This is a genomic window from Rubrivirga halophila (assembly GCF_046845755.1).
Taxonomy (GTDB): Bacteria; Bacteroidota; Rhodothermia; order Rhodothermales; family Rubricoccaceae; genus Rubrivirga.
In genome coordinates this window covers 3,908,854-3,931,513 of sequence record NZ_CP177357.1, presented here as the reverse complement: position 1 = coordinate 3,931,513, position 22,660 = coordinate 3,908,854, and the positions used below count along the sequence as shown (strand labels likewise).

The 22,660-nt window shown below is 73.2% G+C and carries 20 protein-coding genes; 13 read left to right on the top strand and 7 right to left on the bottom strand.

Annotated features, from left to right (window positions below; all coding sequences use genetic code 11):
- Positions 1-21: 21 nt before the first annotated feature.
- Together ACLIRP_RS17190 and nuoH are read left to right on the top strand one after the other, a co-directional pair.
- Entirely contained in the window at positions 22-1,743 is a 1,722-nt protein-coding gene (locus ACLIRP_RS17190) for a 2Fe-2S iron-sulfur cluster-binding protein (protein WP_412061698.1), read from the top strand.
- 217 nt (positions 1,744-1,960) lie between these two features.
- Positions 1,961-3,022 (top strand): NADH-quinone oxidoreductase subunit NuoH, encoded by a 1,062-nt coding sequence (gene nuoH / locus ACLIRP_RS17185; protein ID WP_412061697.1) that lies wholly within the window; start codon positions 1,961-1,963, stop codon positions 3,020-3,022.
- A gap of 111 nt (positions 3,023-3,133) precedes the next feature.
- On the opposite strand, the gene ACLIRP_RS17180 is transcribed toward nuoH, so the two are convergent.
- A complete protein-coding gene (locus tag ACLIRP_RS17180) occupies positions 3,134-3,775 on the bottom strand; it encodes a hypothetical protein (RefSeq protein WP_412061696.1) in 642 nt (213 codons plus the stop codon).
- An 88-nt stretch (positions 3,776-3,863) separates the two neighbouring features.
- Here ACLIRP_RS17180 and ACLIRP_RS17175 point away from each other — a divergent pair, with 88 nt between their 5' ends.
- Positions 3,864-4,478, top strand: coding sequence for a TetR/AcrR family transcriptional regulator (locus ACLIRP_RS17175; protein WP_412061695.1), 615 nt, complete (start codon positions 3,864-3,866; stop codon positions 4,476-4,478).
- A gap of 30 nt (positions 4,479-4,508) precedes the next feature.
- Here the strand turns inward: ACLIRP_RS17175 and ACLIRP_RS17170 are convergent, their stop codons facing one another.
- The 5 genes from ACLIRP_RS17170 to ACLIRP_RS17150 form a co-directional block, all read right to left on the bottom strand.
- Entirely contained in the window at positions 4,509-5,801 is a 1,293-nt protein-coding gene (locus tag ACLIRP_RS17170; RefSeq protein WP_412061694.1) for a sensor histidine kinase, read from the bottom strand.
- 64 nt (positions 5,802-5,865) lie between these two features.
- Positions 5,866-6,345 (bottom strand): hypothetical protein, encoded by a 480-nt coding sequence (locus ACLIRP_RS17165; protein WP_412061693.1) that lies wholly within the window; start codon positions 6,343-6,345, stop codon positions 5,866-5,868.
- 50 nt (positions 6,346-6,395) lie between these two features.
- Positions 6,396-9,284 (bottom strand): penicillin-binding protein 1A, encoded by a 2,889-nt coding sequence (locus tag ACLIRP_RS17160; protein ID WP_412061692.1) that lies wholly within the window; start codon positions 9,282-9,284, stop codon positions 6,396-6,398.
- A gap of 122 nt (positions 9,285-9,406) precedes the next feature.
- Complete coding sequence (locus ACLIRP_RS17155) at positions 9,407-10,879, bottom strand: sensor histidine kinase (protein ID WP_412061691.1); 1,473 nt, start codon at positions 10,877-10,879, stop codon at positions 9,407-9,409.
- Between the two features lie 98 nt (positions 10,880-10,977).
- A complete protein-coding gene (locus ACLIRP_RS17150; RefSeq protein WP_412061690.1) occupies positions 10,978-11,550 on the bottom strand; it encodes an outer membrane beta-barrel protein in 573 nt (190 codons plus the stop codon).
- Positions 11,551-12,032: 482 nt separating this feature from the next.
- On the opposite strand from ACLIRP_RS17150, the gene tkt reads away from it, so the two are divergent.
- From tkt to ACLIRP_RS17100, 10 genes are all read left to right on the top strand, one after another.
- The gene (gene tkt, locus ACLIRP_RS17145) at positions 12,033-14,054 is read left to right on the top strand and encodes a transketolase (protein ID WP_412063727.1); all 2,022 of its coding nucleotides are present in this window, start codon (positions 12,033-12,035) and stop codon (positions 14,052-14,054) included.
- A complete protein-coding gene (locus ACLIRP_RS17140) occupies positions 14,054-14,248 on the top strand; it encodes a hypothetical protein (protein ID WP_412061689.1) in 195 nt (64 codons plus the stop codon). The genes tkt and ACLIRP_RS17140 overlap by 1 nt, the downstream gene beginning before the upstream one ends.
- Positions 14,249-14,394: 146 nt before the next feature.
- Positions 14,395-14,577, top strand: coding sequence for a hypothetical protein (locus ACLIRP_RS17135; protein WP_412061688.1), 183 nt, complete (start codon positions 14,395-14,397; stop codon positions 14,575-14,577).
- 485 nt (positions 14,578-15,062) lie between these two features.
- On the top strand, positions 15,063-15,491 hold the full coding sequence (locus ACLIRP_RS17130) for a hypothetical protein (RefSeq protein ID WP_412061687.1): 429 nt from the start codon (positions 15,063-15,065) through the stop codon (positions 15,489-15,491).
- Positions 15,488-16,153 carry a ribulose-phosphate 3-epimerase gene (gene rpe / locus ACLIRP_RS17125; RefSeq protein ID WP_412061686.1) on the top strand — a complete coding sequence of 222 codons (666 nt, stop codon included), beginning with the start codon at positions 15,488-15,490 and terminating at the stop codon, positions 16,151-16,153. The genes ACLIRP_RS17130 and rpe overlap by 4 nt, the downstream gene beginning before the upstream one ends.
- A gap of 55 nt (positions 16,154-16,208) precedes the next feature.
- A complete protein-coding gene (locus ACLIRP_RS17120) occupies positions 16,209-17,120 on the top strand; it encodes a hypothetical protein (protein ID WP_412061685.1) in 912 nt (303 codons plus the stop codon).
- An 83-nt stretch (positions 17,121-17,203) separates the two neighbouring features.
- A complete protein-coding gene (locus ACLIRP_RS17115) occupies positions 17,204-17,833 on the top strand; it encodes a transposase (RefSeq protein WP_412061684.1) in 630 nt (209 codons plus the stop codon).
- Between the two features lie 50 nt (positions 17,834-17,883).
- Positions 17,884-20,346 carry a primosomal protein N' gene (gene priA / locus ACLIRP_RS17110; protein ID WP_412061683.1) on the top strand — a complete coding sequence of 821 codons (2,463 nt, stop codon included), beginning with the start codon at positions 17,884-17,886 and terminating at the stop codon, positions 20,344-20,346.
- A 251-nt stretch (positions 20,347-20,597) separates the two neighbouring features.
- Positions 20,598-21,056, top strand: a complete 459-nt coding sequence (locus ACLIRP_RS17105; RefSeq protein WP_412061682.1) for a hypothetical protein — start codon at positions 20,598-20,600, stop codon at positions 21,054-21,056.
- A 66-nt stretch (positions 21,057-21,122) separates the two neighbouring features.
- Entirely contained in the window at positions 21,123-21,398 is a 276-nt protein-coding gene (locus tag ACLIRP_RS17100; RefSeq protein ID WP_412061681.1) for a DUF202 domain-containing protein, read from the top strand.
- Between the two features lie 39 nt (positions 21,399-21,437).
- On the opposite strand, the gene thrC is transcribed toward ACLIRP_RS17100, so the two are convergent.
- The gene (gene thrC, locus ACLIRP_RS17095; protein WP_412061680.1) at positions 21,438-22,658 is read right to left on the bottom strand and encodes a threonine synthase; all 1,221 of its coding nucleotides are present in this window, start codon (positions 22,656-22,658) and stop codon (positions 21,438-21,440) included.
- Between the last annotated feature and the right edge of the window lie 2 nt (positions 22,659-22,660).

Below are 22,660 nucleotides of genomic sequence, written 5' to 3'. Positions count from 1 at the left end.
CAACCGAACGACGCACACACGATGCCGACAGTCACGATCGACGGGCAGGCCCACGAGGTCGAGCAGGGCCAGAAGGTCCTCCAGCTCTGCCTCAACGAGGGCACCGAAGTCCCCCATTTCTGCTACCACCCGGCGCTCTCCGTCCCGGCCAACTGCCGCCAGTGCCTGGTGAAGGCGGGGACCCCGATGGTGGACCGCGAAACGCGCGAGCCCGTCCTCGAGGCCGACGGGTCGCCCAAGATCAACTACTTCCCCAAGCTGATGCCGAGCTGCGCGCTCGACGTCGCCGAGGGGATGGTGGTCCACACCCAGCGGACGTCGACCGAGGTCGCCGAGGCCCAGGCCGACAACCTGGAGATCATGCTGGCCAACCACCCGCTCGACTGCCCGATCTGCGACCAGGCCGGCCAGTGCCCGTTGCAGATCCAGGCCTACAAGTACGGTCCGGAGGGCTCGCGCTTCGAGTTCGAGAAGGTCCACAAGCCCAAGCGCGTCCAGCTCGGGCCGAACGTGATCCTGGACGCCGAGCGGTGCATCAACTGCACGCGCTGCACGCGCTTCACGGCCGAAGTCACCGAGACGCACCAGCTCACGATCATCAACCGGGGCGACAAGAACCACCCGATGACGGCGCCGGGCGAGGTCTTCGACGACGCCTACTCGATGTGCACGACGGACATCTGTCCCGTCGGCGCGCTCACCGAGGACTACTTCCGCTTCCAGGCGCGCGTCTGGGAGATGGACAAGACGCCGACCGTCTCCGACTTCGACGGGACCGGCACGAACGTGACGGTCTGGACCAAGAACAACCAGGTCCTGCGGATCACGCCGCGCGAGAACCTCGACGTCAACGAGTTCTGGATGCCCGACGCCGGACGGCTGATCTACTCGACCTACAACGAGGACCGCGCGTCTGGGCCGCGCATCGGCCGGAGCGCCGTGACATGGGAGGCCGCCGCCGCCGAGGCGGGCCGCCTGCTCGCGGACGCCGGCTCGAACGTCCTCTTCCTGGGCTCCGCGTTCGCGACCGTCGAGGACAACGACCTGCTGATGCGGCTCGCCGAGGGCGTCGGCGCCGACGCCCCGCGCTTTATCGACCACCGCGGCACGCGCGACGGCGACGACTTCCTCGCCTCGGCGGACCCGGCCCCGAACACGACCGGCTGCCTGCGTCTCGGCATGCACACCGTCGACCCCACCCTGCTGGCGTCGGCCGTCGCGGGTGCCGACCTGGTCTACATCTTGCAAGACGATCCCGTCGCCGCGGGCGTGCTGAGCGCGGCCGACCTCGAGGGCACGCCGGTCGTGCTCCACGCGACGCACACGACGGCGCAGACGCCCGCCAGCGTCACGCTGCCGGTCACGATGTCGGTCGAGACGATCGGCACGTACGTCAACGAGACCGGGCGCGCCCAGCTGCTGCGCCCGGCCAAGATGGTCCGCGCCATGAACCGGTCGCTCCTGATGGCGATGGGGACGGGCGTCGGCCGCCAGGCCCGCGTCGGCACGCCGTTCGACCGCTGGCACGACGAGGACAACAAGGTCGACTGCCTGCCCGGCTGGGCCGTGATCCCCCAAGTCGCCAAGGCCGTCGGCGTCGACCTCCCGGTCGTGTCGCCCGCCAAGCTGATGGCCGAGATCGCCGACCGCCCGGCGTTCGCCGGCGCCACGCACGGCGCGATGGCGATGCTGGGCGTCCCGCTCGAGACGTCCGACGCCGAGTCCCCGCAGATCACCGCCTAGCCTCCGGCTGGCGCTTGCGCCAGCGCACGCCCCCTCATTCCACCGTGTCATCCTGAGCGAGCGCAGCGAGCCAAGGGATCCCAGCCGGGCACCGCGCTCGGCCAGGCTTCCAGGGGCTCTGCTCGTCGGAGATCCCTCGACTTCGGGCCCTGCCCTCCGCTCGGGATGACATTCAACGGGAAGCGCTCGTAGCCTTCCGCCCCGTACCCCGCCTCGCATGGACGTCCTCGTCGCCGTCTGGGAAGTGCTCGATCTGCCGATCGTCATCTTCCTGCTCCTCAATGTTTTCCTGATCACGGCGTCGCTGCTGGTCTACGCCGAGCGGAAGGTGTCCGCCTTTATCCAGGAGCGCAACGGGCCCGACCGCGTCGGCCCGGCGGGCATCCTGCAGTCGTTCGCGGACGTGTTCAAGCTGATGTTCAAGGAGAACATCGTACCCGCGCAGGGCAACGAGTTCATCCACAGCCTCGCGCCGGTGCTGATGGTGGTGATCGCGATGAGCACCGGCTCGCTGATCCCATGGGCGAAGACGCCCGCCGGCGACGCGCTCGCAGTCGCCGACATCGGCGTGGGCCTGCTCGTCGTGCTGGCGATGACCTCGGTCTCGGTCTACGGCGTGACGCTGGCGGGCTGGTCGTCGAACTCGAAGTACTCCCTCCTCGGTGGCTTGCGGTCGTCGGCCCAGATGATCTCGTACGAGCTCGCGATGGGCGCCGCCGCGCTGTCGGTCGTGCTGTACTCGGGCTCGCTGAGCCTGTTCGAGATCGTCGAGAGCCAGGACCACCTCGCGAGCTTCGGGGGCTGGAACATCTTCCGCAACCCGGTCGGCTTCGTGGTCTTCGCGGTCTGCTCGCTCGCCGAGACCAACCGCGCGCCGTTCGACTTGCCCGAGGCCGAGCAGGAGCTCGTCGGCGGCTACCACACCGAGTACTCGGGGATGAAGTTCGGGATGTTCTTCCTGGCCGAGTACGTCAACCTGTGGATCGCGTCGCTGCTGATCACGGTGATGTTCCTGGGCGGCTACCTCATGCCCGGCCAGTCGCTGCTCGTCGAGTACCTCGGCCTGGGCGGCGTGCTGCTGACGCTGATCGGCGTGGCGATGACGCTCTTGAAGACGATGTTCATCGCCTTCTGCTTTATCTGGATCCGCTGGACGCTGCCCCGCTTCAAGTACAACCAGCTGATGAACCTGGGCTGGAAGTACATGCTGCCGATCTCGATCGCCAACATCGTGGTGATCGCGTTCCTGGTGGCCATCTACCAGCTGTTCGTCGGCTAGCGGCCGCGGCCAGACCGACCTTGCGGGGGCGTCTCTGGGGAGGCGCCCCCGTTTCTTTTGGATGGCCCGCCAGCGGAGCACGCTCGGCGCCGCTCACCCGCCGGGTCTCCGTCAGCCCGTTGGGCCCAAGCCGGGCCACAGGTCACGCTCCAGGTCCTCCCACGAGAGACCGGTGTCGACGTCGAGCAGCGAGCGGTCGGTCCGGGCGACGAGCGCGAGCACGGCGCCCCCCAACGCGACGGCGACGGCCGCCGGGCGGGTCCACATCCGCTGGCGGAGGGTCGCCCACCTCGAGGCAGGCGCGGCATCATCGGAGCACGTCGGAACGAGGTGGAGCTCGCGCAGGCGGGGGCACTCGTCGGCAAAGTCCTGGAGGTGGCCGCTGGCGATGTCCTCGGGCGAGGCGACGCCCCAGATCTGGCCGACGGTGTCGAGCAGGCGCCACGCACGGCGGTGCAGGCCGAGGCCGGGCCGGGCCGCCGAGCCCTCGAAGAGCCGGATCCGCGCGGTGCCCCCCGCGGCGGCGACGTGCCGCGACGCCTCCGCCCACCGCTCGCGCGTCACGACGCACGCGATCATCCCGCCGTCCGTCGCCAGCAGGCGCTCGACGACCGCGACGGCCTGGGGCGCGGGGTAGCCGACGACCAGGACGATCGAGGGGGGGCGGATCGCGTGGACGGGCAGGCCGGCGATGGAGGGGATCGGGCCGACGTGGCCGTCACCGACGGAGATCGTGGATCGGGACGGGGTCATGGGGTCGGGGGCGCCGCAGACTGAGCGGTCGCTCAATGAGCATAGCGTACATTGAGCGCCTGGTCAACACACGCCCCGAGAAAAGACGATGCCCGGCCCCAAAGCCCCCGAAGACCAGCGCCGCGACGAGTTGCTGGCGGCCGCCTACCGCGTTGCCGCGCGCGACCGCCTGGGTGGGTTGACGACGCGCGCGGTCGCGAAAGAGGCCGGCGTCAGCAACGGGCTCGTCTTTTTCCACTTCGGCTCGCGCGAGGGCTTGGTGCTGGCGCTTCTCGACCGCCTGCTCGCGACGACCGTGCTCGCGCCCGACACCTCGGGCACCACCGCCGCGTCGCCGGTGCTCCGCCTGCTCTACACGATCGAGCGCGACGTGGAGGGGCTGCCCGGCAACCGCGACCGCGTCGCGCTGATGATCGACTTTTGGGTGATGGGCACCCAGCATCCCGACGTGCGCCTCAAGATCCGCAAGGCGCTCGACGACTACCGCGAGGCGTACGTCCCGCTCACGGCCGCTGCCATCGCGAGCGCGCCCGGTCGCTACCCCGGCGTCACGCCCGAGTCGCTCGCGGCCGTCGCGACGGGCTTTATCGAGGGGTGCGCGCTCCAGGTCGTGATGGACCCGGACCGGTTCGATGTGCCCGCCTACCTGTCGACCTTGCGCGCGCTCGTGCTCCACGACGCGGCCCCGGCGGACGTCGCCTGACGCCCGCTCGCGGGTGCGTGGGGGGTCCTGTCAGCCCGGGAGCGTGACGGTGACCGTCGTGCCCTCGCCCTCGGCGCTCTCGACCGCCAGCGTGCCCCGGTGGCCGAGCGCCACGATGTCGTGCGAGAGCGAGAGGCCCAGGCCGGTCCCCTGCCCCGCCGGCTTTGTGGTAAAGAACGGCTCGAAGACGCGTGCCCGGACCGCCTCCGACATCCCCGTCCCGGTGTCCGCGACGCGGATCGCGACGCCGTCGTCGGTGCGCCGCGTCGAGACCGTGACCGTAGCCACCGCGTCGCGGTCCCCTGACTCGCGCCGCTGGCGGACCGCGTCGAGCGCGTTCCCGACCAGGTTGACGACGACGCGGCCGATCTCCTGGGGCACGAGGTCGACCGAGCCCACGTCGGGGTCGAGGTCGAGGAGCGGGGCGATGCCGACCGTCGGGTGCTGGACGCGGGCGGCGTGGGCGGCGTGGCCCGTGTACTCGCGGACGAGCGCGTTGAGGTCGACGGCGCGGCGCTCGCCGCTGCCGCTCCGGGCGTGGTCCATCATCGCGCGCACGATCCCGTCGGCGCGGCGGCCGTGCTGCTCGATCTTCTCGACGTTGAGCCGGAGGTCGCCCAGGATCGCCGCCCGTTCGTCGGGGTCGGCCTCGCCGTCGAGTTCGTCGACGAGCTCCTGGGAGAGGCTGGCGAAGTTGGTAACGAAGTTGAGCGGGTTCTTGATCTCGTGCGCGATCCCGGCCGTGAGCGTGCCCAGCGACGCCATCTTCTCCTGCTGCACGAGCTGCGCCTGCGCCGCCTTCAACTCGGCCAGCGACGCGTCGAGCTCGGCCGTGCGCCGGGCCACCTCCGCTTCGAGCTGGCGCGTGCGCTCGTCCAGCAGGTCGTCCATCGTGCCGCCCTCGGGGTGCATCGCGTCGGGGACCGAAAAGTGGAAGTGGGCCAGCAACCACCGCCCGTCGTGCCGGTCGAGCGCGAACGTGAACCGGGGCCGCTCCACGACCGTCTCGTCGCCCATCTCGATCGTCACCGCCAGTTCGCCCACGACGATCGCCGTCGTTTCGTGGAGCACGTGGACCGTCATCCACGGGATGTCGAGCGTGAACGGGTGCGACATCCCGGCGCGCTCGCGGAGGACCATCGCCCGGAGCGCGTCGCGGTCGGCGTAAGTTTCGCCGGGTCCGGTCCCGTAGCCGGTAAAGCGGTCGCGGACAGCGGCCATAAAGCGCTCCGTCGCCTCCTCGGACGGGTCGACCCAGTCGAGGAGAAGGGTGCGGACCGCCTGGCGGATCTCGGCCTCGGGGTCTCGGGAGGGGTCGTCCATGGGCCAGCTTCGGAGCGTGAGGCCTGTCAACGACCCCTAAAGCCCGAAGCTCCCGCGCGAACGGCTAGCGGTGGTCGTCCCAATCGTCATCCTCGTCCCAGTCGTCGTCATCGCGGTCGCGGTCGCGCGAGCGGTACCGGTCGTCGGAGGCGTAGCGGCGGACAAAGCGGCGGTACTCGTCGCGCTGGCGGCGGCCGAGGATCCGCTCGATGTCGCGGTCGGCGTCGCGCCAGAACCGCTCGACCTCGGACGAGGCACGCGCGCGGCGCGGGAAGGGGTACGCGTCGACGCCGTAGCGGCCGCGCGTGGCGACGCGGGCGGCGCGGTCTTCCAACAGGTCCGCGATCCGGTCGGCCTGCTGGCGGTCGAGGTCGACGGCCCGGTCCACGTCGCGGACGTAGTCGTCGACGTCGCGGCGGACGTCGTCGTAGCGGCGGGCGTCGGAGGGGATGCCGTAGCGCTCGGCCTGGCGGTAGAGGTCGTCGACGACGGTGCCGCAGCCGGCGAGCGACAGCGCCAGCGCGGCGAGAAGGAGGGGGCGCATCGGAGTCTGTGGTGGGGGTGGTGTAGCCGCCGCTCCGGCCGACGCGGTCACTACCAGCCGATCCGGCCGCCCTCGTCGTCGCGCAGGTCGTCGAGGGGAATGTCCTCGATGGGCTCTAGCTCGAAGTCGTCGGGGTCGACGTCGTCGGGCTCGTCGTCGAAGAACCGGCCGCCGAGGTCGCGGGCCTCTCGGGCGATCTCGCGCTCGATCTCGCGCTGCGCCTGGTCGATGGCGCGGTCGCGCGCGGCGCGGGCGCGCTCGGCCCAGCCCCGGCCCCCGGCGCCGTCTTCGAGGTCGCGCTGGGCGTCGGCGACGGCGTCGCGGGCCGCCTGCCGCAGGCGCGGGTCGTCGATGCGGTTGATCTCCTCCCAGGCCCGCTCCAGCCAGCGCGCGTTCTGGTCCTCGATCCCGCCCGCGAGCCACTCGTCGAGCTCGTCGCCGACGCGGCGCTCGCGGTCCCGCCGACGGTCCCGGCGCTCCCGGCGGTCGTCGGGCTCGGCGCCGCGGCCCGGCGTGCGGGGCCCGTAGCCGTCCGGGAGGTCGCCGTCGTCGCGGCCGAAGACGCGCTCGCCCAGGCCCTCGACCCAGCCCGCGAACCGCTCCCAGACGCCCGGCCCGGCCTCCTCCGCCTCCTCCGGCGTCGGGAAGCTCTGCTGGGTGTCGACGAGCCCGTCGCGCTGCAAGCCCCGGTTGAGGTCGCCGACGACGCGGAGCGCGTTGTGCCCGCCCTGGCCCCAGTACGACGATCGGAACGTCACGCGCGGGTCATCGAACCCGACCCAGGCGCCGAGGACGAGGTCGGGGCGCATGAGCAGGAACCAGCCGTCGGCGCCGTCCTGCGTGGTGCCGGTCTTGCCGGCGAGGTCACCGCGGGCGCCGAACGCCGTGCGCACCTGGGTCCCCGTGCCCTGGTCGACGACGCCGCGCATCATGTCGACGAGCGTGACGGCCACGTCCGAGTCGAGCGCGCGGCGCTCCTCGGGCGCGAACCGGGCGATCTCGTTGCCGTCGCGGTCGGTGATGTGGGTGACCGTGACGGGCGGGCGGCGGATGCCCCCGGACGCGAGCGTCGCGTACGCCCCCGCCATCTCGAGCAGCGACACCTCGCTGGTGCCGAGCGCGAGCGACGGGACGGCCTCGAGTTCGCTCTCGATGCCCAGCCGGTGCGCCGTCCGCGCCAGGTCGCGGGCGCCGACTTCCTCGACGAGCCGCGCGGCGATCGTGTTCTTGGAGTACGCCAGCCCGTCGCGCAGCGTGATCTCCTGGCCCGAGGTCGTCCCGCTGGCATTCGTCGGCTGCCAGATCACGCCGTCGGCCATCTCGATGGCCACGTCGGCGTCGGGCAGCGTGTCGGTCGGGCGGAAGCCCTCTTCGAGCGCACGCGCGTAAAGGAACGGCTTGAACGTGGAGCCCGGCTGGCGGCGCGCGCGCGCGACGTGGTCGTACGCCGAGCGCTGGAAGTCGCGGCTGCCGACCCACACCCGGACCGCGCCCGTCTCCGGGTCGACGGCCGTCATCGCCACCTCCAGCCGCATCTTGACGGCGCGGACGGAGTCGCGGAAGGCGCGGATCGCGAGCAGGCTGTCGGCGACGGCCTCGCCGTCGCGGCCCGACGCCGTGGCGCGGCGGTACGCCTCGGAGTCGCGGGCGAAGGCGCGCGCGGTCGACTTGCGGAGCGACCAGAACCGCTCGAACGGCTCGGTCTGGCGCGCGGCCGCGTAGTACGGCGCCGTCGTGGTGCCGAGCCGGCTGGCGCTGGCGCGCCCCCACTCGACGTCCGCGACGGTCTGGAGCGCGTCGCCGAACTTGCGCGCGGACTCGGCCGCGAGCTGCTGCATCCGCCAGTCGAGCGTCGTGTGGATGGTGAGCCCGTCGCCGTACAGGCTCACGCCCTCGCGCTCGGCCCAGTCTTCGAGCCGCACGCGGACGTGCTCCGTAAAGTGCGGGGCGCGGCTGGTCTGCATCGGCTGGCGCTCGAACCGGAGCCCCATCGGCTCGCCCCGAAGGCGCTCCGCCTCGGCGGGGTCGAGGTCGCCGTAGCGGACCTGCTGGCCGAGCACGATGTTGCGCCGCGCGAGCGCGCGCTCCGGATTGCGGCGGGGGTTGTACGACGAGGTCCCCTTGAGCATCCCAACGAGCGTCGACGCCTGCAGGCGGTTCAGGCTACTCGCGTCGGTCGAGAAGTAGGTCCGCGCGGCCATCTCGATGCCGTGCGCGTTGTAGAGGAACGGGACCGTGTTGAGGTACAGCTCCAGGATCTCGTCCTTGGTGTAGACCCGCTCGATCTTGCGCGCCGTGATACCCTCCTTGAGCTTGCGCGTGATGGACGAGGCGGTCCCGATCTCGTCGGGGAAGAGGTTTCGCGCGAGCTGCTGGGTGAGCGTCGAGGCCCCGCGGAGCCCGTCGCCGGTGAGCGCGCCCGCGGCGACGGCGGCCCACCCGTAGAGGTCGATGCCGCCGTGACGGTAGAACCGCCGGTCTTCCGTCGCCACGAGTGCTTCCACGACGGCGGGCGAGATCTCGTCGAGCGACCGCCACTCGCGGTTGCGGCGCGCGAACCGCGTCAGCGTCACGCCGTCGGCCGAGACGACCGTCGCGGGGTCCACCTCGCGCGCGCTCCGCAGGTCGGAGACGCTCGGGGTGAACGGCCACAGCAGGATCGCGTAGCCGATCATCAGGATCGCGACCGCCGTGGCGAACACGGCGCCGGCGCCGGCCAGCCCGCCGGCCGCCCACAGCACCCGCGTCGAGCGCGGGGCCTCCTGGTCGCGGACGTTCGTCCACACGAGCCCGGCGCCGGTGCGCAGGCGCGTCCACAGCCAGACGGCGACTCTCTGAATCCGGGTCCACAGCCACCCCAGCGCGCGCCGCCAGCGGGGCGCGGGGTCGCCGGACGGCGCCGGAGCGGGCGGGGGGATGGGCGGGATCGGCTCGGACATGGGGGACGACGGGAGCGGCGCGGCCTACGCGGCGCGGGCGCTCTGGGATGCGCGGCCTTCAACGCGCGGCCCCCCGCCGTCGTGCGCGCGGGCTGGACCAGTGCGTGAGCCCCGCTCTGTCGTCACGCCATCGGCGACGGCTCGACGGGCCACGAGCTCACGGCCTGGGCGTAGCTGAGCGCGGCGCGCGACGGCCCCCGCCCCCCGCCTGCCGATGGCGAGTCGGCCGCCCGGGGCACCGGCTCGCTGGAGACGGCCGGGAGCACCAGCCGGACCGTCGTGCCCTCGCCGAGCGTGCTCTCGATGGCGAGCGAGCCCTCCATGGAGGTCGCCAGCCGGTGCGCGATGGTGAGCCCGAGCCCGAGCCCCTCGTGCGTCCGGGCGTCGCCCTCCGAGGCCTGCGCGAACGGCTCGAGGGCGCGGTCGACGAACTGGGCCTCCATCCCGATCCCCGTGTCCGAGACGGCGACCGCGATGCCGTCGGGCGCCGGCCCCACGCTGACCACCACGGCACCGGTCTCGGTAAACCGGACGGCGTTGTCGAGCAGCAGGTCGACCAGCCGGTGGAGCGCCGAGGGCGAGGCGACGGCGTGGGTCCGTCCGAACAGGTCGTCGACCACGAGCTGCAAGCCTTTGGCGTGAGCCGCGCCGCGCACCGCCGAAACGGCGTCGCGCACGACGGCCGACACGTCGACGGGCTCCAGGAGGGGCGCCTCGCGGCTCTCGGCCTCCATCAGGTCGAGCACGCCCGTGAGCGTGGTGAGCAGGCGCCGCGCGCCGCGGTCGATGGAGTCGAGCACCTCGCGGTCCGCGTCGGCCGCCTCCAGCCCCAGGATCTCGACACCGCTCAAGACGGCCGTGAGCGGCGTCCGGAACTCGTGGTTGAGGTTGGCGAGCAGGACGTCCTTGGCGCGGCTGGCGGCCTCGGCGCGGTCCTGCGCCTCGCGCCGGGCGACGAGTTCGCGGCGGAGGTCGGCGTTCGCCACGCCCAGCCGGGCGGCCAGGGCTTGCGCGCGCGCCAGCATCGGCCCCTCGTAGAGCAAGGCGAACGTCGCCACGACCGCCGCCGCGGCGATCACATTCGCCATGTGGTAGCGCTGGGCGAACGCGGGCGACATCAGGTCCGGAAAGACGTACCCCGTCTCGGCCAGCATCAGCACCCCCAGCCCGCTCACGATCGTGGAGCCGACCGACACGAACGCCAGCCGCGCCCCCCCCACCAGCGCCGCGAACAGCGGCGAGGCCACGAACCACAAGAAGGCCACGTCCTGAACGCCCCGGTCCAGCACGGCCGACCACGCCAGCCCAAACTGGAGCAGGATGATGAGTCCGGCCCCCAGCAGCGTCAGCGACACGCCTCGGCGCAGGAGGAACGGGAACGCCAGCACCGGCACCAGCAGGCCCGCCAGCGGCAGCGCGGTCCCCAGCCCCACGTCCGACGACGACGCGTACATCGCCACCACGACGGCGATCGCCGACGCGATCGCCCCGGACCCGGCGACGAAGAACCGCGCCCGCACGCGCTCGACCGGGTCCCCGCCAGGGGGCAGGAACCCGTCGAGGACAGACGACGCGAAGGCGAACGGGGCGCGCACGGCGAGAGGGGGGCCCCAGACCTATCGATGGGCGCGGCCCCGTTCTAACCCCCCGCCCCCCTGCTTTCCTCAGCCCGGGGATTCCCCCACGCCCGCCGCTAGCGGAACGGGTACGCCGTCAGCCCGACCGTCACCCGCGACTCGACAAAGTCGAGGGCCTCGTCGCGCACGTCGACCGTCACCCGGCCGAACTCGACCTCGTCGAACCGGCCCCCGCCGACGTGGAGCGCCGCGCCCAGCGACAGCGCCGGGCTGACCGAGACCAGGACCCCGCCGCCGACCGACACGCCGCCGCCACGGACCTCGAAGTCGGTCTCGTCGTCGCGCGCGGTGAGCCCGCGCAGGGCGACGTCGAGCACGGGGCGGACGCGGCGGCCGTCGCGGAACGTGAACCGCGCGCCCAGCTCGCCCGTGCTCAGGTCGTAGCTGCCGGTCCCGCGCGAGCCGTCGAGGCGGGCGCCCGTCGCGCCGACGTAGAGCGTCACCAGCGGCGAGACCCCGTAGCCCGCGCGGAGCGCCAGCAGGCCGCCCTCGTCGGTGTCGTCGAAACCGTCGCCGTCGTAGGCGACGCTCTGCCCCCCCACGCCGGCGTGGAGGTACAAGCCTTGGGAGTTGGACTGGGCCAGGGCGGCGGGCGCGAGCAGGACGGCGGCGAGGAGCGAGAGACGCATGACGGGGGAGGTGGGTGTCGAGACCCCGACGCGCCACGCCCGACACGGGTTACAGGCCGCCCCTGCCGGCGCGAGCCCCTCCGCTCGCGGGCGAGTGCTTCGGCCCCACCGGTCCACGGGGCTCCCCGAGGGCCTGCAGGACCGGTCCGTGATGAGCGTGCCCCACCCGATCTGTCATCCTGAGCGAACGCGACGGATCTCGACGCGAGGCGTTCGTCGTAGGCGCCGGTCCCGACGGCCACCACCGTCGGCGCTGAGCTCGTTGGCTCCGCCGACGCTTCGCGTTCGCACGCTCAGGATGAGGCCGGGAGACTTCGATGGATGGCGCGACCTGCACGCCACCATCCAGAGCGGGCCTCGAGCGCGTCCCAACGAGCGCAAGCCGCCCGGCCCCGGGGGATCGAACGCGGCCGCACCCCGTAGCTTGCGGCCCCCTCCCCACCCCGCCCGTCATGGCCGAAACGCCCGCCCCCGCTACCGAGATGGAAGACCCCGCCCCGGCCCGCTCCGCCGCCGACCGCGCCCGCCTCGAAAAGGCGACGGCCGACACCATCCGCGGGCTCACCATCGACGCCGTCGAGGCCGCCAACTCGGGCCACCCGGGCCTGCCGATGGGTATGGCGGACGTGGCGACCGTCCTGTGGGGCCGCTTCCTGAAGCACAACCCGAAGGACCCGCAGTGGTTCGACCGCGACCGGTTCGTGCTCTCGGCCGGCCACGGCTCGATGCTGATCTACAGCCTGCTCCACCTCGCCGGCTACGACGTCTCGCTCGACGACCTCAAGAACTTCCGCCAGCTGAACTCGAAGACGCCCGGCCACCCCGAAGTCCACCACACGCCCGGCGTCGAGACCACGACCGGACCGCTGGGGCAGGGGCTGGCGACGGCCGTCGGCATGGCGATCGCCGAGAAGCACCTCGAGGCCCGGTTCAACACCGACGGGCACACCGTCGTCGGCCACTACACCTACGTCATCGCGTCGGACGGCGACCTGCAGGAGGGCGTCACGAACGAGGCGTCGTCGCTGGCGGGGCACCTCGGGCTGGGCCGCCTCATCGTGCTCTACGACGACAACCACGTCTCCATCGACGGCGACACGAACCTCTCGTTTACCGAGGACCGCGCCGGGCGTTATGAGGCGCTCGGCTGGCACGTCATCCGCGAGATCGATGGGCACGACAACGAGGCCGTCGCCGCAGCCATCGAGACGGCGCGCAACGTGCTCGACCGGCCCAGCTTCCTGGAGGTCCGCACGACGATCGGCTACGGCTCGCCGAACCTCGCCGGCCACCACGAGGTCCACTCCGACGCGCTCGGCGCCGACGAGATCAAGGCCACCAAGGAGCACCTCGGCATCCCGCTCGAGCCCGACTTCTACGTCCCCGACGAGGCGACCACGCTCTTGCGCGAGCAGGCCTTCCGCGGCGCCCAGGCGCACTGCGAGTGGGAGGGCGCGATGGCGGCCTACGACGGCGCCGAGGGCGAGAAGGCCGCCGAGCTCCGCCGCCGGATCGCGGGCTCGCTCCCCGAGGGCTGGGCCGACGCGCTCCCGACGTTCGAGCCCGACGCCAAGGGCATGGCCTCCCGCGCCGCGAGCGGCAAGGTGCTCGACGCGATCGCCGACGTGCTCCCCGACCTCGTCGGCGGCTCGGCCGACCTCACGCCCTCGGTCAAGACGAAGGCCCAGGGGATGGAGGACATCCAGGCCACGACGTTCGGCAACCGCTACCTCCATTACGGCATCCGCGAGCACGCGATGGCGGCGGCCATGAACGGGATGGCGCTGCACGGCGGCGTCCGCCCCTACGGCGGCACCTTCCTCATCTTCTCCGACTACAGCAAGCCCGCCATCCGGCTCGGCGCGCTGATGGGCGCGCCCGTCGTCCACGTGTTCACGCACGACTCGGTCGGGCTCGGCGAGGACGGCCCGACGCACCAGCCCGTCGAGCAGCTCGCGGGCCTGCGCGCGATCCCCGAGCTCGACGTGATCCGCCCGGCCGACGCGAACGAGACCGCCGCCGCGTGGCGTGTGGCCTTGGAAGGCGGCCGCCCGACCGCGCTCGCGCTTTCGCGTCAGGCCCTGCCGACGCTGGCGGGCACCGCCGAGCGCGCGGCCGACGGCGTCGCCCGGGGGGGCTACATCGTGGCCGACTCCGACGGCGAGCCCGAGGTGATCCTGGTCGGCGCGGGCGCCGAGGTGGGGCTGCTGATGAAGGCCAAGGAGACGTTGGGTGGCGGCGCGCGCGTCGTGTCGATGCCGTGCCAGCGGCGCTTTTTCGAGCAGGACGCGGGCTACCGCGACTCGGTGTTGCCGCCGTCGGTCCGCGCCCGCGTCTCCGCCGAGGCCGGCTCGCCGGTCGGCTGGCACCGCATTGTCGGTCTCGACGGTGAGGCCTTGGCCATCGACCGGTTCGGCACGAGCGCCCCGGGCGCCGAAGCGCTCGCGGATCTCGGGATGACGGCCGAGGCCGTCGTCGCCGCCGCCCGCCGGGTGATGGCCTAGTGGATCTCACCCGCATCGCCCGTGTCCTCGCGCTCGCGGCCCTGATCGTGGGGGCGGTGGCCCTCGGCGTCAGCATCGCCCGCGACGGCCTGCCCGGCCACGCGCTCGGGTGGACCGCCGTCGCCATCGGCCTGTCGGTGTGGGTGGGGACGGCCGAAAAACCGCCGCGCGACGCCGACGAGCCCGGGGCCTGAGCCCGCGCGCCGCGCCGCCCTCGCACGGCGCGTGTAGGACGGAAGCGCTTCTTTGTTAAGCCTATGTGCGGCAAGCGCTTCCAGACGCGCTGCCGGGCATCCCCCGGGGGCGCCGCGCGTTGGGGCCGCTCATCCACCCCGGACCGATGCCCTTCCGCTTTCGCCTCCCGACCTTGTTCGACGGCCTGTTCGCCGCCGCCCACGCCCGCCACGCCTCGCACTGGGGCGCCTGCGCCTCGTGCTACCGCACGACGCCGTGGCACCTCGACACCCTCCGCGGCACCTACCGGTGCACGACGTGCGGGGGCTCGCCGCTGAACCCGAACTAGCGCCGCCATCGACCCTACGGCCGTCCGTCCCTCCTCTCGGTTCGAGCCTCTCCTCGGCGATGCTGCATGCCGCCGCCGGGACCGCGCTCGTGGAGGGCGCCCGCCCGTAGGGAACTCGTCAGCGGCCCGCTCCGGGCCCCGACTCCGTCCGCCTCGGTGGAGGACCGGCGCGGGCGGCGTGAATCCTCGGCGCCGCAAGCGCTTCCGGACCACGCCCAGCACCCCGATTGCCGGGGCCGGGGCGTTCTGCTCGTCCAACGACACCGATCCCATGGCCTTCCGTTTCCGCCTCCCGTCCCTGTTCTCGGACCTCTCCGCGGCCCGTTCGTCCTCCTTCTGGGGTGCGTGCGCCGTGTGCGTCCGTACGACCCCGTGGCACGTCGACACGCTGCGCGGCGCGTACCGCTGCACGTCGTGTGGCCGCACGCCGCAGCCCGTCCCCGTCCGCGCCGACTGACCCCGGGCCGGCGCCGGTAGCTTGCGGCATGACCGACCCGCAGCCCGGCGACCTGTCCCGGATCTCCCGCTTCGTGGCGACCGGCGCCGTCGTGGCGACGGTCGCCATCGTGTTCGCGACCGCCAGCGACCGGCCGTGGCAGTCGGTCGCGGCCGTCGTGATGATCGCGCTGCTGCCGTACGTCGCGTTCGTGGCGCTGGCTCGGTGGGTGTCGGGCGTGCTCGCGGCCGAGGCCGTGATTCTGGGCGGCCTGGTGCTGGCGGTGTTCTTCGCCGTCGGGCTGTACGCCTTGGCGTTCGTGATCGCGCCCGGCCCCAAGAGCGCCTCGGCGGCACTCGGCGTGCCCCTGTTCCAGTCGATCGCCGTCGGCGTCGCGGGCGCGATTGCCGGGCTGCTCCGGCTCCGGGCCACGCGGAGCGGCTCGGTACCTTCGGAGGCCCCGCCCCGACGCCCGTGACCCTCGCCCCCTCCGTCCTCGCCGCCGACTTCGGCCGGCTCGCCGACCACGCTCGAGAAGCGCTCGACGCCGGCGCCGACTGGCTCCACATCGACGTGATGGACGGCCACTTCGTGCCCAATATCTCGTTCGGCGCGCCCGTCATGCGCGGTCTGCGATCCCTCGCCGAGGAGTTCGAGGCGCCGCTCGACGTCCACCTGATGATCGAGAACCCGGACCGCTACCTCGAGGACTTTGCCCAAGCGGGCGCGGCGATCATCACGGTCCACCAGGAGGCGTGCCCCCACCTCCACCGGACCGTCCAGGCCATCCACGCCTTGGGCTGCCGCGCGGGCGTGGCCCTCAACCCCGCGACGCCGCTCGGGACGCTCGACGAGATTGCCGACGACATCGACCTCCTGCTCATCATGTCCGTCAACCCCGGCTTCGGTGGGCAGGCTTTTATTGAGGGCTCCGTCGACAAGGTGACGCGGTGCCGCCAGTGGATGGCCGGGCTCGCGGTGCGGCCGGTGATCGAGGTCGACGGCGGCGTCACGCCCGCCAACGCGCGCGCCCTCACCGACGCGGGCGCCGACGTCCTCGTCGCCGGGAGCGCTGTCTTCAAAGGCGACGTCGGCGCGAACGTCCGGGCGTTCCGCGAGGCGACGGCGCTGCGCGCGTAACCCGGCGGATCCGGCCGGCGGCCATCCCGTAGGCCCTCCCGCTCTCTCCGCCGCCATGTCTCGGATCTCGCTCGTCGCCCTCGTCCTCTTGCTCGCGGGAGCCCTCGCCGCGTGCGCGGCCCCGCCGTCCGCCTACGTCCCGGACGAGCTCCCCGCCCCGCCCGCTCGCGACGGGCTCACCGCCGACCAGCGCGATGCGCTCCGGGCCTTGCGCCTGCCGGTCGTCGTCCCGTCCGACCCCGGCGCGTTCGCGCTCGACCGCTTCGAGGCCGGCGCCGACGAGACGGGCGCCAGCTACATCCTGGGCTACCGCCGCGCCGACGGCGTCTGCCTCGAGGTCTCGGGCACGACCGACGGGATCGGCGCGCCGCCCTTCCCGCTCGTCTCGACGCGCGTCCGCGTCCCCGCCCTGGGTCGGTCGGTGACGGTCTACCAGGCCGCCGACGACCCGCTCGCGACGAGCGCGCAGGTGTGGGGCGTCGAGACGGTCGTCTCGGATGTGCTCGACCTCGACGGGCTGGCGGTGCTCGTCTTGAGCGACACGCACGACGGGTGCCGCCCGGCCGCTATCGACGACGCCGCGGCCTTCGTGGCCACGCTGGCCCCTTTGTCGGCCGATGGGCGCGCGACCGCCCCGCCCGCTGGCGGCGACCTGGGCCCGTTCGCGCCCGCCGACGACGTCGTGGCGACGACGAATGCGGGCTCGTCCCCCCGCCTCGCCGCGGAGGCGCTCGCGCGGCGGCTCGACGCCGCCGACACGTCGGTCGAGATGCTGACGGAGTCGACAGACGAGGCAACGGCGCTGGTGACGGCGACGGGGCTGTACGACGACTCGGTCCGCGACGAGCGCCTGCGGCTGACGTACGCGCCGGTCGGCGAGACGTGGGAGCTGGTGGCCGCCGGCCGCCAGGTCCGCTGCCAGCCGGGGCGCGGGCCGCAAGCGTGGCACGACGGGCGCTGCTCGTAGGGTTTTTTCGCCGCGCCAGCGGGCGTCGAGGTTAGATCTGAGGATCTCGCGGGTCTATGTGGGGAGACTTGCTCTCCGCTGCCGTGCCCACGCGACATCACCGCACCGTCCGCCTCCCGTTCCACGCCTACGACGGCGGGCTGTACTTCGTCACGGTCTGCACGTGGGGGCGCCAGCCGCTCTTCGGGGCGGTGGTCGACGGGGAGATGGTCCGGTCGGCCGCGGGCGATATCGCGCACGCTGAGTGGCTACGGACGGCCGAGGTGCGCCCGTCTGTGGTGTTGGATGCGTTCGTGTTGATGCCGGACCACGTGCACCTGTTGTTCGGGATCGTGGGCGACGACAGCCACCGGGGCGATGTCGATGAGCCGCCCGACACCGACCTCCGTACGGACACACCGGCGGTGTGTCCCTACCCGGCGGATTCGCCCCGTCACACCGGCGTGTTCCACCACGCGGACACACCCTGTCACGGGGGACGCCGTTTCGGCCACGCCGTCGCCGGGACCGTCGCGCCGATCATGCGGCAATACAAATCTGTCGTCACGAAACGCATCCGCCGGATCGACCCAACGGTCCGCGTCTGGCAACCCCGGTACCATGCCCGCGTCGTCCGCACCGACCGCGAGGCCGACGCCTTGCGCCGGTACGTCCACGACAACCCCGCGCGCTGGGCGCACCGGCCCGACCACGCCGGCGGCCACCGCATCTGACCCGCCCGGTGACACCAGAGGCGGCGCCGGGCGCCGGTAGTTTGCCGCCCATGCCCGCGCTCGCCCACGTCGTCCCGATCACGTCCGTCGACGGGGTCTACACCTACCGCGTGCCGGACGGGATGGAGGCCGAGGCGGTCCCGGGCGCACGCGTGCTGATCCCGTTCGGGCGGCGCCAGATCACCGGCGTCGTCGCCGAGCGCGTCGAGGGGGCCGCCGACGGGCTCAAGCCGCTCCACGACGTGCTCGACGCGCGGCCCGCCCTCACCCCTGCCCTGCTGGCGCTGACGCGCTGGCTCGCCCGCTACTACCTGTGCGCGTGGGGCGAGGCCGTCAAGGCCGCGCTGCCGTCGGGGACCGAGGTCGAGAGCCGGCGCACGGCGTACGCGCTCGCCCCGCCGGACGCGTGGACCGACGAGCCGCGCGGGCGCAAGATCCTGCGCGCGCTCGCGGAGCAAAACGGGACCGGGCTGCCCGTCGCCGCGCTCGCCGAGGTGCTCGGCCGCAAGACGGTCCCCCAGAACCTGCTGCGCCGGATGGAGACGGCCGGCGTGCTCCGCATCGACGACGAGGTGCAGGACGCCCGCGCCCGCGTCAAGACGGCCCGGCACCTGCGGCTGGCCGACGGTGCCGACGGCGCGGCCGTGCGCGGCGAGCGCCAGCGGGCCGTCCTCGACGCGCTCGCGGGTGGCGACGACCGCGTGCAGGCGGACGTGCTCGCGGCGACGGGCGCCACGTCGTCGACCGTCAAAAGCCTGGAGGCGAAGGGGCTCGTCGAGGTCTTCGACGCCGAGGTCGAGCGCCGCGCGGACGGGATGGACGTCGAGGCCGACGCGCCCGCCGCACCGCTCGACCTGCACCCCGCCCAGGAGACCGCGCTCGCGGCGATCGTCGACGCCGTCGAGGCCGGGCGACCGGAGACGTTCCTCCTCCACGGCGTCACCGGGTCCGGCAAGACGGAGGTCTACCTCCGCGCGCTCCGGGCGGCGCTCGACCGCGGGCAGAGCGCGATCGTGCTCGTCCCCGAGATCGCGCTCACGCCCCAGACCGTCCGCCGCTTCCGGGCCCACTTCGGCGACCGCGTGGCCGTGCTCCACAGCCGCATGAGCGCCGGCGAGCGGCTCGACGCCTGGACCCGGATCCGCGACGGCGTCTACCCCATCGTCATCGGCCCGCGCTCGGCCATCTTCGCGCCGGTCGCCGACTTGGGGCTCGTCGTGGTCGACGAGGAGCACGAGGCGAGCTACAAGCAGTTCGACCCGGCGCCGCGCTACCACGCCCGCGACGTGGCCGTGATGCGCGCCCACCAGGCCGGCGCGGCGTGCGTGCTCGGCTCGGCGACGCCGTCGATGGAGTCGGTCGCGAACGCGAACGCGGGCAAGTACACGCGGCTCGAGATGCCCGAGCGCGTGCCCGTCCGCGGGCCCGACGGGACGACGCGCGCGCCCGCCCCGCTCCCGCCCGTCCGCGTCGTGGACCTGGGCCGCGAGCGGACGGTGCGGCGCCTCAAAGGGGCGCTCTCGCACGACCTCCGCCTCGCCATCGAGGACCGGCTGGACAAGGGCGAGCAGACCATCCTGCTGCAAAACCGGCGCGGCTACGCGCCCGTGCTCAGCTGCCAGGACTGCGGCTGGACGCCGACCTGCCGCGACTGCGCCGTCTCGCTCACGGTCCACAAGCCGGCGCACAACCTCCGGTGCCACTACTGCGGGCGGTCCGAACGCATCCCCCACGCCTGCCCCGAGTGCCACGGCACCGACCTCCGGCGACTCGGCGCGGGCACGCAGCGCGTCGAGGAGGAGATCGCCGAGGTCTTCCCGAGCGCCCGCGTCCTGCGGATGGACCTCGACACGACCTCGCGCAAGGGCGCCCACCGCAAGATCTTGGACGCCTTCGGCCGGGGCGACGCCGACCTCCTTCTGGGCACCCAGATGGTCGCCAAGGGGCTCGACTTCCCGCGCGTCACGCTCGTCGGCGTCGTCGAGGCGGACACGGGGATGCTCTTGCCCGACTTCCGCGCCGCCGAGCGGACGTTCCAGCTGCTGGCGCAGGTCGGCGGGCGAGCCGGGCGGCACGAGCTCCAGGGCGAGGTCATCCTGCAGACCCGCAACCCCGAGCACCCCGCCATCACGTTCGCGCTCCGGCACGACTTCCACGGCTTCGCGCTCGGCGAGCTGGCGGAGCGGCTCGCGCTCGGCTACCCACCCCACGGGCGGCTCGTCGGCGTCGAGATCAAGGGCCCGCACGAGAGCACGACGAGGGCGCTCGCGCAGCGGTGGGGCGACGCGCTCGGCGCCGAGGCGGGCAAGGTGGCGGGCGTCCGCGTGCTCGGGCCCATCCCGGCGCTCATCGGCCGCGTCAAGCGGTGGTGGCGCTACCAGATCCTGCTCCAGGGCCCGGCGACCCTGCCGATGGCGGTGCTGGCGGCGATGGTGCGGACGGCCGAATCGCGCGTGACGGTGCCTGGCGGCCACCGGGTCAACCTCGACGTGGACCCGGTCGGGCTGTACTGAGCTGGGGGCGTTTGGAAGCGGACGCAGGCCCGAAACGAAACGGGGCCCCGCGCAGCTGCCCGCCGGCCCGCCCACCACCCCGCCCCGATGGTGCACCGACGTGTCGCTCACGCCACCCATCGGCGAGGAGGGACCGAGGCGGCGGCGGCGGCGGGGCCTGGTCCGGCCTTTGCATCCGCTCCCCCTGTCTCTGAATCTGGCCCGTGGTGATGCACCGGCTACCCTCCTCTCTCTTCTAACCTTCCGCTCACATGGGCCAGCAACAGCTCCTCCTCCTCGTCCTCGGCATCGTCATCGTCGGCCTCGCCGTCGTCGTCGGCATCCAGGCATTCGCCGAAAACAAGGTCCAGGCCAACCTCGACTCCCTCGTCGTCGACGGTGTCCGGATCGCGGCCGACGTGCAGGCCTGGAGCTTGAAGCCGTCGACCTTCGGGGGACCCGGCACGGGAGAAGACTGGACCGACGCCACGTTCCAGCGCCTCGGCTACCCGCCCCCCGTTGATGCGACCGGCACTTGCACGACGGGCTCGTACCTGACCGAGAACGGCTGCTACGCGATCGCCGACGGCGTCATCCAGGGCGTCGGGTTCGACGGCGTGGCCGTCAACAACAACCGCGTCCGCGTCGACGTGACCGGGCAGCGGCCCGAGTCGATCCGCACGCAGACGGCGACGGACGGCGTCGCCCCGGACGCCCCCTCGGGGACCTAGCGGACGCGGGCCCATCGGGAAGCATGGCGGGGCGGGGTCGTAAAAGGCGCCCTCTCACCCGGATTCATGCCCCCCGACGCCACGCTCCGCGACGACCTCGCCGCCCAACGGACGGCCCTCGCGCTCGACCGGACCGCCCTCGCGAATGAGCGGACGCTGCTCGCGTATGCCCGGACCGCCCTCGCCCTTCTCGCGGGCGGCCTCGCCCTCTTGCAGTTCGTCGACGACGCGTGGGGCGTCATCATGGGCACGGCCGCGCTCCCGCTGGCCGCCGTCGTCGGCGCGATCGGCGTGGGGCGCTACGCCCGCGTGCGTCGGCGGCTGAGGCGGATGGCCGGATAGAGGAGCGGGCTCTCCGCCTGATTGCGCGGGATCCCGCCCCTACAGCCAGTCCACCAGCGTGTCGAGCGTCGGGGCGATGACGGCCTCGGGGTCCGCGGCGGGCAGGTCGAGCGCGGGCGGGACGGGCGGCGCGGCGCCGGTCGCCCGGGCGACGGCCTCGGGGAACTTGGCCGGGTGCGCCGTCGCCAGCACGACGACCGGGCGCGCATCCCCCCGCTCGCGCAGGCGGCGCGCAGCCGTCAGCCCGACGGCCGTGTGGGGGTCGGCGACGTAGCCCGTCGCGTCGTGCACGGCCCGCATCGTCGCCAGCGTCTCGTCGTCCGTGACGGTCTCGGCGCGGACGAGGCCGGCGAGGTCGGGGACGAGCGCGCGAAGGCGCTCCAGGTTGCTCGGCGCGCCCACATCCATCGCGTTCGAGAGCGTTTGCCGCGACGGACCAGTGGGCGCGGTGCCGTCGGCCAGGAAGCGGGCGAAGCCGTCGTTCGCGTTGTGGGCGGCGACAAACGCAGAGATCGGCGCGCCCATCGTGCGCGCGAGGACGCCGGCCGTCAGGTTGCCCAGATTCCCGCTCGGCACGACCACGACGGCGCCCGGCCGCTCGCGCGCCGCGAGCGCGTGGTACGTCATCTGCGGCAGCAGCCGCCCCACGTTGATCGAGTTCGCCGACGACAGGCCGGGGATCCCGGCCGCGAACGCCTCTTTCGCCAGCCGCTGGCAGTCGTCGAAGGTGCCCTGCACGGCGAGCGCGACGACGCCTGGCCGGGGCGCCGTGAGCTGGCGCGCCTGCACGTCGCTGACGCCGCCGTCGGGGTACATCAGCACGACGCGGACGCCGGGCACGCCCGCGAACCCGTCGGCGACCGCGCTGCCCGTGTCGCCCGAGGTGGCGACCAGAATGGTGACCGGCTCGCGCTGGGCCCGGCCGACGAGCCGCGCCATCGTCCGCGCGCCGACGTCCTTGAACGACAGCGTCGGGCCGTGGAACAGCTCGGCGACGGACACGCCGTTCCAGTCGAGATCGACGACCGGGATCGGGAACGGGAGCGCGTCCGCGACGAGCGCATCGAGGCCGTCGACGTCGGGGAGCCACGGCGCGAGCACGCGGGCGGCGAGGTCGGCGAACGAGCCCGGCGCGTCCCAGCCGTCGGGCATCGCGGGGACGGCGGTCGGGACGTAGAGCCCGCCGTCGGGCGCGAGCCCGCGCAGCAGGGCCGCCTCGAACGGGACGGGCGCGCCGCCCCCGCGGGTGCTGACGTACATCG